Origin of the sequence: Chryseobacterium glaciei (assembly GCF_001648155.1) — a bacterium.
GTDB lineage: Bacteria > Bacteroidota > Bacteroidia > Flavobacteriales > Weeksellaceae > Chryseobacterium > Chryseobacterium glaciei.
The window spans coordinates 2,638,879-2,652,521 of record NZ_CP015199.1; the positions used below are offsets into that span (position 1 = coordinate 2,638,879).

The window sequence follows — 13,643 nt, forward strand, 5'->3', positions numbered from 1 at the left end:
TTATGTATTTTTTTTGTTTGTATATCATTTAGAATGTTAAACATTAAAATTTATAAATGAATAGATAAAGTTGCTTTTAATTATTCGTTTGTGTTTTTTTTTATTTAAAATAATATTTTAAATAAGTTTATTGTTATTGATTTCATATGTAAAATGATAAATAAATAATATTTTGTAAGTTAGATTATTAATAATTTAGTAAGATGTTCATAAGTGTAAATTATTAAAAAAAATGTTTAAATTTATTACAATTATAAACATAAATATTTTTTATGAGAAAAAGAATTATTACTGCCTTATTGTGTAGTTTAATTGGAGGGTCTGCTTTAGGACAATGGACTCCAACTACATTTGAGAGAAAATCGACAGAAAAATTTTCTGGGATTAAAAATTATTACAAGCTGGACATTAGTAAAATTAGAACACAGCTTAAAGATGTTCAGGAAACAGGTAAAAATGCAAAACCTGTAGAAATTTCATTACCAACTTTAGAAGGAAAGATTGAAAAATTTGCTGTATATAGTTTTCCTGTAGTGGTTAAAGAATTAGCAGATCAATATCAATTGGGATCGTATGTTGGGGTAGGAATTAATGATCCTTCCAAATATGTGAGATTTTCTGTTTCACCTAATGATTTCCAATCAATGATTATCAAAGATGGAAGCTATGAATTTATAGAACCACAAAATACAGACAAAACAGTATATGGGATACATCCCAAAACTGATAAAAGTAAAGAAGGCTTTTTATGTTCTACAAATGAGACTAAATTTTCAAAGCAAGAGCTAGCTGATCTTTATGAAAAAGGAAAATCATTCAGTAACCAAACAACTGATTTTTCTAAAAATTCTGATAAGAAGTACAGAACAATGCGTTTGGCAATGTCTGTAACAGGTGAATATACACAGTTTTTTGGAGGAACGGTTGCAGGAGCCTTAACGGCAATTAATGCAACAATGACCAGAGTAAATGGTGTTTTTGAAAAAGATTTTGCATTACATTTAAATGTACAGAGTTATCCGGGGATTATTTATACCAATCCGGCTACAGATCCATATTCACCTTCAGCACAATTGGGTAATTGGAATCTTGAATTACAAAATACGTTAACTACTAATGTTGGAAATACCAATTATGATATCGGGCATTTATTTGGAGCTTCTGGAGGAGGTGGTAATGCGGGGTGTATCGGTTGTGTATGTACAGATCCTACCACAGCAGATCCAGAAGGAAAGGGTTCAGGAATTACTTCTCCTGCTAGCGGCGGTGCCCCACAAGGAGATAACTTTGATATCGACTATGTAGCCCACGAAATGGGACATCAATTAGGAGCTAACCATACATTTTCCAAGTCTCTCGAAGGAACCGGTGTTAATATGGAGCCTGGTTCAGGTTCAACCATTATGGGCTATGCAGGGATCACAGGTCCAACTACAGATGTTCAAGCTCATTCTGATGCCTATTTTCATATCGCTAGTATCAAGCAGGTTCAAGCGAATTTAATTAGTACAACTTGTGACGTAGAAACTACAATTACAAACAATCCTCCTGTAATTGCAGCTTTACCTACCTATAACATTCCTAAGGGAACGGCATTTGTGTTAACGGCTTCTGCGACTGATGCTGAGAACGATCCAATGACATATACCTGGGAAGAGGTTGACAATGCAAGTGTTACTACAAATGCTAATAATTTAGGAACAACAACCAGTGGACCTTCATTCAGATCTTTAACTCCTACAGTAACTCCTACAAGATATTTCCCTTTGCTATCTTCAGTACTAAATGGAGTATTGAATAATAGCGGAAATACATGGGAATCTGTTTCAATGGTTCCGAGAACAACTAAATTTGCAGTAACTGTAAGAGATAACAACGCTTCTGCTACTCAACAACAAACTCAATTTGCGGAGCAAACTATTACTGTTGGTAATGACGGTCCATTTAAAATAAATACGACTCAAGTTTATCATAATGTATCAACTGCGGTTTTATGGGATGTAGCTAACACAGCATCAGCTCCTTATAATGTTACGAATGTAAAAGTTGACTACACAACTGATAATGGTGTGACTTGGACGTTGTTGTCTGCTTCTACTCCTAATGACGGCGCAGAAAACTTTATGTTTCCTGTAGCGCTAAACGGACAAAATATAAAGCTAAGAATCTCATCGATAGGAAATATATTTTATGCTATAAAGCAAGTACTGGTAACATCTGCAGCCAATTGTGATGGGACTGCTCCTACTGGTTTAGCTATTAGTAATATAACCACATCTGCTGCATCAGTAAATTGGAATGCTGTTGTTGGGGCAACATATCAAATTAGATATAAAAAATCCACAGACACCACTTGGCAACAAACAACTTCCACAACAAATAATGTAACTCTTAATAGTTTAGAAGAGGAAACAAAATATGATGTACAGGTGGCAGCGGTTTGTTCTGGAACTCCGGGTGCATTTAGCTCAACAGTTCAGTTTACAACTTTATCCTCTGTGGTTTATTGTAATCTAACCTCTGGAGATTCGAATGATGAGTATATTTCAAATGTAACGTTAGCGAATGTAAATAATACTTCCGGAGCTGGTACTTATACTAATTATGGAATAGATCCTTCTAAAACAGTGAATCTGGTAAAAGGATCAACTAATAATACGGTATCAGTTACTAAAACGTGGACTGCGGATCTATATAATGAAGCAGTAAGAGTCTGGATAGATTTTAACAGAAATGGAACTTTTGAAACAAGTGAAATGGTTATGGATTCTGCTCCAAGTCAGGTTACCCCTGTATCGGTTACCTTTACAGTTCCTAATACATCAGTATTAAATAAAAATTTAAAAATGAGAGTCGCTCTACGCTATAATACAGTTCCGTCAGCATGTACATCATATACATATGGTGAAGTTGAGGATTATAATGTAGTCGTTAATGATGTTTTAGCTACAAATGATATTGCTAACCCTAAAGATGATATTCAAATTTATCCTAATCCTGTAAGTGATATTTTAAATATTACTAATGTTTCAGAAAAGACTACTTATAAAATTTATGGTGCTACAGGCCAACTTTTACAAAGTGGAAATATTAATAATAAACAAGTTAATGTGAGTTCTTTAATAAAAGGTGCTTATGTTATAACAATACAAGATAAAAATATTTCTAAAAATAACAAGTTCATAAAGAAGTAGTAAAAAACATAAAAATATAGTTTTTAGTGTGTAAAACAGACTCCAAGAATGCTTGGAGTTTGTTTTTTTTACAAGTAGCTGCGATGTTTCTTTGTGTTTTTATTATATTATTGTTTTATTTTTAGGGATAATAAATGGAAAATAGCTATATTTGGCGGAAAATATAATTAAAAATTTATGAAAAAACTACTTACTATTTTATTTTGTAGTTTGGTTGGTGGCTCTGCCTTTGCGCAATGGACGCCGACTACATACAAGAGAGGTACAGAAATAAAGTACGCTCTTGTTAACTACTATAAGCTAGATATTAATGCAATTAAAGAAAAGCTTAAAAATGCTCAGGAGTCAGGTCCTAATGCAAAGGCTGTAGAAATTTCTTTACCAACTTTAAATGGTAAAATTGAAAAATTTGCAGTATATAGCTCTCCGGTTGTTGTAAAATCTCTTGCAGACAAATATCAACTAGGATCTTATGTTGGTGTTGGAATTGATGATGCCTCTAAGTACCTAAGATTCTCTTTATCAGGTAATGATTTCCAATCTATGGTAATAAATGATGGGAATTATGAATTTATTGAACCGCAAAATGCAGATAAAACTGTATATGCTGTTCATCCTAAAACTAATAAAACAGAAGGAACAGGAAAAGGTTTCTTTTGTAGTACAACAGAAAACCCAGCTGAGGTAGCTCAGATTAATCAGATGTTGGAGCAAGGTAAATCATTTGCAAACCAACCAACTGATTTCTCAAAAATGTCTGATAAGAAATTCAGAACGATGAGGTTGGTTATGTCGGTTACTGGTGAATATACTCAGAAATTTGGAGGTACTGTTGCTGGTGCTTTAACGCAGATTAATGCGACAATGACAAGAGTAAACGGTGTTTTCGAAAAAGATTTTGCTTTACGTCTTATTTTACAGGATTTTCCAAATGTAATTTTTACGAACAGCTCAACAGATCCATATTCAATCCCTTCAGTTGGAACAGCTTCAGCTAATGCAAGTAATGCTAATGGTTGGAATGTTCAGCTTCAGCAAACATTGAGTGTGAATGTTGGAAGTGCTAACTATGATATCGGACACCTTTTAGGTGATTCTGGTGGTGGTGGAAATGCAGGATGTATCGGATGTGTTTGTATAGATCCTACAGGAACACCTGCTACTTCTCTTTCTAAGCAAAAAGGTTCTGGATTTACATCTCCTGGAGATGGTATTCCTCAAGGTGATAACTTTGATATTGACTATGTAGCTCACGAAATGGGTCACCAGTTAGGAGGTAATCACACATTCTCTCACGCTCTTGAGGGAGCAGGTGTAAATGTAGAGCCAGGTTCTGGAACTACAATTATGGGATATGCTGGTATTACAGGTACTACAACTGATGTTCAGGCGCATTCTGATGCTTATTTTCATAAAGTAAGTATTTCTCAGATTCAAGCTAACTTAATCAGCAAAACTTGTGATATAGAAACTTCTATCTCAAACAATGCACCGGTAATTACTCCTTTAGCTGCTTATAGCATTCCAAAAGGAACTGCATTCGTATTAACAGCTGCTGCTACTGATGCAGAAAACAACCCATTAACTTATACATGGGAAGAAGTTGACAATGCAAGTGTTTTAATTAATAAAACTAATTTAGGTACTACTACAACAGGTGCTTCATTTAGATCATTTACACCTACTGCGAGCCCAACAAGATATTTCCCTAAATTATCTTCTGTATTAGCAGGAGTTTTAGATAACTCAAATAATGGATGGGAGTCTGTTTCTATGGTTCCTAGAACAACTAATTTTACTGTAACAGTAAGAGATAATAACCCTGATCCGGCTCAACAGCAGAGTCAATTTGCACAGCAGACAATTACTGTAGGTAATGATGGACCATTTAAAGTTAATACTCAATATGCTAACGTAAACGTTGCAACTCCAATTGAGTGGGATGTAGCAAATACTACAGCTGCACCTTACAGTGTTGCTAATGTTAAAATTGACTATACAACAGACAACGGAACAACTTGGACTGTACTTTCTGCTTCAACAGCTAATGATGGTGCAGAATCATTTACTTTCCCTACTTCATTGAACGGACAAGTAATTAAACTTAGAGTTTCTTCAATCGGAAACGTATTCTATGCAGTGAAATCAGTAACTGTAGTAGCTTTCGCTCCATGTGATGGTACTGCTCCAGTGGGGATCACTACAAGTAATATTACTGCTTATGGTGCTACTGTAAGCTGGACGCCAATTTCAGGAGCAACTTATATGATTCGTTATAGAAAAGTAGGTCAAACTGCTTGGATAGCAACAACATCTACTTCTCCTACTGTAACGTTAGCTGGTCTTACAGATGCTACATCTTATGAAATTCAGATAGCGGCTGTTTGTTCTGGAACTCCTGGTGCTTATTCAGCTTCAGTAAATTTCACAACTTCATCAATATCTTATTGTGCTGCTGCATCAGTTACTGCTGCGAATCTATTTATTTCAAATGTAACGGTTGCGAATCTTAATAATACTTCAACTGGAGCTATTTATACAAACTTTACAACAAACCCTGCTCTTCAGGTTAATCTTGTAAAAGGAGTTAGTAACACGATGACTATTACGGCAAATGTTGCTGCTTATAACCTTGCAATGGTATTTATCGATTATAACAGAGATGGTACTTTTGATGCTTCTGAAAGAGTAATGAACTTCCCTGTAACGAATGTTGCTTCATTCACAGGATCATTTACAGTTCCAAGTACTGCTATCGAAGGACAGACATTAAGAATGAGAGTTCTTTTTGGTTTTGCCGGACAAGCTAACCTTGGATTAAACGGACCTGCAACTTGGGTTTGTGGAACTAATTACAATGACGGTGAAGTTGAAGATTACAACGTTGTTGTAGCTTCTACATTAGGTACAAGCGATGTTGCTAATCCGAAAGACGGTATTCAGATTTATCCTAACCCGGTAAGTGATATCTTAAACGTAACTAAAGTTTCTGACAAAGCTGCTTTCAAAATTTACAGTGCTGCTGGTCAGTTAGTAAATAGCGGAAATATCAACTCAGGAAAAATCAACGTTTCTGAATTAGTAAAAGGAGGATATGTAATTACAATTGAAGAAAAAGGAAAAGATTTATTCAAATCCAAATTCATTAAAAAGTAATAGAACTTTCATAACAATAATAAATCCTCAGGTTTTGCCTGAGGATTTTTTTATTATTAATATATAAGCTATGTTATTATGAGGTTTCCGTAAAAAAAATATTTCAATTGGCAAATTAATAACAAAAAATCATTAGATTTGTTTAATTAATATAATATAGAGAACATATGAAGAAAACCTTTACTTTTTTAATTCTTTTTCTGGCTCTGATAAATATAGGTTTTGCAACGCAATCCTATGAACAGGCAACAACATTGCCTTGCAGCCAAGTGAACAGTAATAATACTATTACAAATAATCCCCCTGTTGAAAGCGGATATTGAATTCTTAATTATTAAGAATATAAAAGTTATAAATGAATGTATTATGAATTTATTTTTTTAAAACAATTTGACTTATGAGAAAATTTTATCTTTTATTTTTATTTTTTCTGTCATTTTTGGGATTGAAAGCTCAGTACTGTACTCCAACGGCGGGTGGATCAAGTACGACCTATTATTTAAAAACAATCTCCCTATCTGATCAGAATAGTATTAATTATACAGCAACAGCATACCAAGCTTATGTTAATAATTCGGCCCAGGCAGTAAATACATCTCCGGGTGGAACTATACTTCTAAACTTGGCTACCAGTTCAAGTACGGCAAAATATTATGTGTACATAGATTGGAATAATGATCTTGACTTTAACGATGCTGGTGAAAACCCTATTGCTACTACAACGTATGCAGCTACTTATACCGGAAATATAACTGTTCCGGCTGCACAGGCTTATGGCTCTTACAGAGTAAGAATAGAGAATGGCTATATAACACCTGCTACTCCTATTACTGCATGTGGACCTAATGCCTGGGGAAACTTTGTAGATTTTACAATTCAGGTGGGAGCTCCTCCAACTTGTATTGTTCCTACAGCATTAGTATCATCAAATATTTTAGCTAATGCTGCAACCTTGTCTTGGACTGCTTCGGTGACGACTCCGGCAAATGGTTACGAATATTATATGAATACAACGGGTGTTCCTCCTACTGGTGCAACTGCGGGAACAGCAGTTCCTACAGGAACTTCAGTTACGGTAGGTAGCCTTGCAGCTAATACTACTTATTATTGGTGGGTTCGAGCAATTTGTTCTTCTACAGATAAGAGTTTCTGGGCTGCGGGAACACCTTTTAAGACACTTTGTACGGCAATTACAACTCTTCCTTGGACTGAAAATTTTGACACTCTAACTCCAATAGGATCAGGTATTGTACCAAGTTGTTGGAAACAAGTAACTGGTACTTATGCTTGGGCTTCTGCAAATACGGGCACTACAACATTTAATGCGCCAAAATCTGCACCGAATTATATGAGTATTCAATACGGTAATACCACTGCCAGCCAACTTTGGACACCGGGCTTTGCTTTGACAGCAGGTACAGCGTATGAATATTCTTTCTATTATAATACGGGAGGTACAACAAGTTCTTATATAGGATTTACAGGTAATGCATTAGTGAATACTTCACAGTCTGCTACAGGAGCAACAACTTTAGGAGCATTCATTACAGCAACACAAGGAACAAATGGATATGTATTGTATAAAGTATATTATACGCCTACAGTTTCTGGTACATATAATTTCGGAGTAAGCGTTAGTGCTACAAGTGCTCCTTGGTATTTAGGTGTGGACGATTTCAAAGTAAGAGTTGCACCAACATGTCTGGATCCACAAGGTTTAGCAGTAGTGAACACTACAACTTCAAGTACTACAATACAATGGACGGTACCGGCTCCGGCACCTGCAGGTGGTTATGATGTTTATTATACTACAAGTGCTGCAACTCCTGCTCCAACTGTTACTCCTCAATACACTGGAGTTACAGGGCCAACTCAATTAATCTCCGGATTAGCTGCAAGTACAACTTACTACATTTGGGTAAGAGCGAGATGTAGCTCAACTGATATTGGTGATTGGACAGGTCCTCTTTCGGTTTACACTAATTATTGTGTTCCTACAGGAGGTTCATCTTCAACAACATATTATTTGAAGAATATTACAACTACAGGAGGATTTACCAATCTTGCTTATACTGCTTCTACATATAGTGCATATGTGAACAATTCTGCAACAAGTTTCTCTGCATTGCCGGGAACTACTGTAGATGTTAGCATGACTACTGGAACAAGTTCATACTATTATTATTTATGGATAGACTGGAATAACGATATGGTGTTTGATCCTTTAACGGAAACGGTTTATGCTTCGACTACTTATGTTCCGACAGCAACAACAACAATTAACACAGCAGGTCGCCCTGCAGGTTCTTATAGAGCGAGATTTGCAACATCATTTAGTGGAGCAATCACACCTTGCGGATCAGCTCCTTATGGTAATTATGTAGACTATACTTTTATTATTAAACCTTGTTCTACAACGGCACCAACAAATGTTTATGTAGACACAATTAGCCATATTTCTGCAACGGTACATTGGACTCAATCTACTAATAACCTTAACTATAAAGTATATTGGAGAGAAGTAGGAACTGCCGGATGGCCAAATTCATCTGCATTATTAGCGCCACCTACAAACAGCTTTGTTATTCCAACAGGTTTACAGCCTGCTAAAAATTACGAAGCAATAGTAGTTGCTGTTTGTAATACGACTGAAGGAACTGCTACTCCTGTAGCATTTGCAACAAAATGTGATCCTACTCCTCCGAATGTTACGGTAAGTAATATCACAACAACTTCGGCATTGATAACATGGGCTCCTTTAGCTGCAAGTTCTACTTATGTAATGAGATACAGAATCGTAGGAAGCGGTGCTACAGGATGGAGCGCTAATATACCTTTACCGGTAGCTCCAGCAAATACTTATACTCTTGCTAATTTAAATGTATATACTTCGTATGAAGTTCAGATAGCAAATATTTGTAATGGTACTACACTTGTTAATCCGTGGTCTAATCCTAAAGTATTTACTACTGATAGAACTTGCGTATTGCCTCCTCCGGGATTAACGATTACAAATCTTACTCCTACTTCAGCAGTTGTGGTTTGGGATCCGTTCCCGGGAGCAACTTATATCTTAAGATATAGAAAAGTAGGTATTCCGAGCTGGACAAACGTACCGGTTTCAATAAATACTCTTACGTTAACAGGATTATTAGAATTAACTAAATATGAAATGCAGGTTGTAAATGTATGTTCAGGTACGCCGGGTACTTACACTCAACCATACTTCTTTACGACACCTACGGTAACTTATTGCCCAATGTCTTCAGGAAGTGCAGCTAATGAATTTATTTCAAAAGTAACGGTGAAGCCAAATGGTAAACCAGTAATGGAAAGCATCTCAGTAGGATCTACTTATACAGATTACACAGGTGTTCCGGCTAGATTCATAGAATTAATTCAAGGATCTACAGGAAACCAAATTACGATTGAAAAATCTTGGTTAGGTACTAATAATGAAGAAGGTGTTGCTGTTTGGATCGATTTCGACAGAAACGGATACTTCGACATTAACGAAAGAATCATTGCTTCACCTCCTAGTACAACAACTCCTGTTACAGGAACGTTTAATGTACCTGCAGATGCATTCATCAGCTTAACAGATTACAAATATGTAGTGATGAGAGTAGCATTGCAAAAAGATGGTATCCCAGTAAACTGTACAAGTTTTGCAAATGGAGAAGTTGAAGATTACACAGTGAGAATTTCAAAAACTCCTGTTCCTAATGCAACGAACCAGACTGAAATAATGATTTACCCTAACCCGGTAAAAACTACATTGAATGTGAAGAATACAAGTCCTAGATCTAATTATAAGATCTATAACGCAGCAGGACAAGTAGTATCAGCGGGAATTATCTTAAACAACAAGATCAATGTTAGTAATTTGATCAACGGAGTTTATGTAATAGATATCGATGATGTTAAGGGTACTGCCCAAAAGAAATTCATCAAAGAATAATAGTAAATTATCTTTAAAATAGAATAAGCTCTCAGAAATGGGAGCTTATTTTTTTTATTAAAATCAGGTCAACAAAAAACTCGCTAAATTTTTCTAACGAGTTTTTATTTTATTCTATTTCGAAAATAATCCGTTCGGTTTGTTCCTTTAGATCTTCGAGATTGGTATTGTTATAAATGATGCAGTCTGCGAGCTTTATCTTGTCTTTTTCAGACATTTGTTTCTCCATAATGGCTTCTATTTCACGATAGGTTTTTCCGTCCCTATCCATTACTCTTTTGGTTCTTATATTGTCTTCTGCAGTTACCAACAGAGATTTGTAGCATTGTTTATTAAGTTTTAATTCAAACAATAATGCAGTCTCTTTAAAAACTAAATATTTGGTTTGCTTTTCCAGCCATTCTTCAAAATCAATGCGAACAGCAGGATGAATGATCTCATTTAATTGATGAAGAAGATCTTTATCGTTAAAAACTTTTTCTGCAACAAATTTCCTGTCGTAAAGTCCGTTTTCATCGTAAGATTCTTCGCCTAGAAGTTCTTTAATTTTAACCTTTAATTCATCATTATCATTAACGATCGTTTTTGCCCTGTCATCCGAGTAATAAACGGGAAACCCGCACTCTTCAATAAAATGGGCAACAGTGGTCTTTCCAGAACCTATTCCGCCAGTTAAACCAATGACCTTGGATGATGGTGGTTCTGCTTTTTTTGTTTCTGAATGTAAGTCTTCCATAATTAAAAATTAATATCCAAAAACATCATTAAAACTAAAGGTTTCATCAAGTCTTACTCCTTTTTCGGTCATTTTAAGACTAGCCAATTCGTTATGGGCATCGTGTTCGAAGAACAGTAAATATTCGTTATCCACACATTGCTTCAGGAATTTTGATTTTTCCTCCATAGTTAAAAGAGGTCTTGTATCATAACCCATCACATAAACAGGGTTGATATGTCCCGCAGTTGGAATAAGATCCGCAGCAAAAACAACCGTTTTCTCCTGATATTGAATCACAGGAAGCATTTGCTTTTCTGTATGTCCGTCAACAAAAATAACGTCCATTTTCAAATCTGGAGCGAAACCATAATTTCCGTTTGCCGGAAGTGGCAAAAAGTTAAGCTGCCCGCTTTCCTGCATAGGAAGAATGTTTTCCTTTAAAAAGCTTGCTTTTTCTCTTGGATTAGGCTCAGTTGCCCACTGCCAATGATTTTCGTTAGTCCAGAATTGTGCATTTTTGAATGCAGGTCTGTAGCCGGTTTTGTCGTCATTCCATTCAATCGCCCCACCACAGTGGTCGAAGTGAAGGTGAGTTAAGAAAACATCGGTGATATCTTCCTTTACAAAACCATATTTTTTTAAGTTTTTATCTAAATTATCGTCTCCCCAAAGAGAGTAGTGACCGAAGAATTTATCATCCTGCTTGTTTCCAAGACCGCAGTCTACTAAGATTAATTTTTTTCCATCTTCAATTAATAAAGAGCGGGTTCCCAATTCAATTAAGTTTTTTTCGTCTGCTGGGTTAGTCTTCTCCCACAGACTCTTTGGGACGACTCCAAACATTGCGCCGCCGTCCAGCTTAAATTTTCCACATTGTATAGGATATAACTTCATATATATTTTTGATTAGTTTATTTTAATTGATAAAATTATTTAATATTTTTCATTCTTTCAGCAATCTTTTTTCCGTTTTCGTCTGTATTTTCAAGATTGGAAATAATATTTTGAAAGTCTGCTTCTTTTCTGTTTTGAGACAATTTTTGTTGAATAAATATCTCGGTCGGAATTATTTTTAACCCAAAAGCGCCTTTCATTTCCTTTTCCACAAATTCCTGACCCATTTTCTCTACAAACATCGGGCATTTCTGAAAATTCTCATATTTGGCAGTTAATTTTTCAAGATGATTGTAAAGCTCTTCCTGATTCATTAATTCTACTTTTCCATAGATCTGAACGGCTTCATAATTCCATGTTGAAACATTCACATGATCATACCAACTACTGGAAATGTAAGTATGAGCACCCAGAAAATCACATAAAACTTCATCGCCGTTTTTCAAGGTTTTTGCCTGAGGATTCGCTCTGGAAATATGAGATTCAATATAAATATTTTCAGGATCATCTTCATTGAGCATCATCATTGAATGAGTTGCTCTGATTTTATCGACCGAAGAAATAAGTAAAGCAAAAGCATTTTCTTTGATGATCTGTTTCATCAAATTATAGTCTTCACTTCGGTATATTTTAGGTATGAACATAGATTGTTAAAATAATTCTCCCGGATTTCTAGGAATGGCAATATTTAAATGTTTATACGCCTTGTCAGTAACTTCTCTACCTCTCGGCGTACGAATAATAAACCCTTCCTGAATTAAAAATGGTTCATAAACTTCCTCCAATGTTTCAGGATTTTCGGCAATGGATGTCGCCAAAGCTGAAATTCCGACAGGTTTTCCTTTGAAGTTTTCAATCATGACACGCATAATTTTGTTATCCATCTCATCCAGTCCGAATTCGTCTACATTTAAAGAATTCAATGCGTATTTTGTGATATTAATTTCAATTTCGCCATTGCCTTTTATTTCGGCAAAATCTCGAACTCTCCTTAAAAGAGCATTCGCAATTCTTGGAGTTCCACGACTTCTTCTCGCAATTTCAAGGGCGGCATCTTCATAAATCTTTATTCCTAAAACTCTAGAACTTCTGATAACGATCATCGATAAAAGCTCAATAGAATAATACTCCAATCTGCTTTGAATCCCGAATCTTGCTAGCATTGGTTTTGTCAGCATTCCACTTCTGGTTGTTGCTCCCACCAATGTAAAAGGATTAAGCCCAATTTGTACACTTCTTGCATTCGGGCCCGTTTCAAGCATGATATCAATCTTAAAATCCTCCATCGCTGAATACAAATATTCTTCTACGATAGGAGAAAGACGGTGAATCTCATCAATAAAAAGGACATCGTTTTCCTCAAGATTAGTCAATAATCCAGCTAAACTTCCCGGTTTATCTAAAACAGGGCCGGAAGTTATTTTACAGTTTACCCCAAGTTCGTTAGCGATAATATTGGATAGAGTAGTTTTACCAAGACCGGGTGGGCCATGCAAAAGAACATGGTCTAGAGCCCCGCCACGTTTTTTTGCAGCAGTAACGAAAACTTCAAGATTTTCTAGTGTTTTTCTTTGCCCTGCAAAATCTTTAAAGCTCTGCGGACGAATTTGTTCTTCCTGTATGAGCTCTTCATGGGAGTAATTTTCTTTATCTGGATGTAAAAAATCTGGCATTAATTCATTTCATTTACCTCAAAGATAGGAAAAATTGAGGTTAAGAT

At 35.6% G+C, this 13,643-nt stretch carries 7 protein-coding genes; 3 read left to right on the top strand and 4 right to left on the bottom strand.

Annotated elements, in window-relative coordinates; all coding sequences use genetic code 11:
• Positions 1 to 272 precede the first annotated feature (272 nt).
• The 3 genes from A0O34_RS11805 to A0O34_RS11815 all read left to right on the top strand — a co-directional run bounded on the left by A0O34_RS11805 (position 273) and on the right by A0O34_RS11815 (position 10,311).
• A complete protein-coding gene (locus A0O34_RS11805) occupies positions 273 to 3,194 on the top strand; it encodes a reprolysin-like metallopeptidase (protein WP_066754855.1) in 2,922 nt (973 codons plus the stop codon).
• 177 nt (positions 3,195 to 3,371) lie between these two features.
• A complete protein-coding gene (locus A0O34_RS11810; RefSeq protein WP_066754857.1) occupies positions 3,372 to 6,350 on the top strand; it encodes a reprolysin-like metallopeptidase in 2,979 nt (992 codons plus the stop codon).
• A gap of 397 nt (positions 6,351 to 6,747) precedes the next feature.
• Complete coding sequence (locus A0O34_RS11815) at positions 6,748 to 10,311, top strand: GEVED domain-containing protein (RefSeq protein WP_066754859.1); 3,564 nt, start codon at positions 6,748 to 6,750, stop codon at positions 10,309 to 10,311.
• A 109-nt stretch (positions 10,312 to 10,420) separates the two neighbouring features.
• Here the strand turns inward: A0O34_RS11815 and coaE are convergent, their stop codons facing one another.
• Genes coaE through ruvB form a run of 4 tightly spaced genes read right to left on the bottom strand, consistent with a single transcriptional unit; the run spans position 10,421 to position 13,596 of the window.
• Positions 10,421 to 11,047 (bottom strand): dephospho-CoA kinase, encoded by a 627-nt coding sequence (gene coaE, locus A0O34_RS11820; protein WP_066754861.1) that lies wholly within the window; start codon positions 11,045 to 11,047, stop codon positions 10,421 to 10,423.
• A 9-nt stretch (positions 11,048 to 11,056) separates the two neighbouring features.
• Complete coding sequence (locus tag A0O34_RS11825) at positions 11,057 to 11,923, bottom strand: MBL fold metallo-hydrolase (RefSeq protein ID WP_066754862.1); 867 nt, start codon at positions 11,921 to 11,923, stop codon at positions 11,057 to 11,059.
• A 35-nt stretch (positions 11,924 to 11,958) separates the two neighbouring features.
• On the bottom strand, positions 11,959 to 12,567 hold the full coding sequence (locus tag A0O34_RS11830; RefSeq protein ID WP_066754864.1) for an FMN-binding negative transcriptional regulator: 609 nt from the start codon (positions 12,565 to 12,567) through the stop codon (positions 11,959 to 11,961).
• Between the two features lie 6 nt (positions 12,568 to 12,573).
• Complete coding sequence (gene ruvB, locus A0O34_RS11835) at positions 12,574 to 13,596, bottom strand: Holliday junction branch migration DNA helicase RuvB (RefSeq protein ID WP_066754866.1); 1,023 nt, start codon at positions 13,594 to 13,596, stop codon at positions 12,574 to 12,576.
• Positions 13,597 to 13,643: the final 47 nt, after the last annotated feature.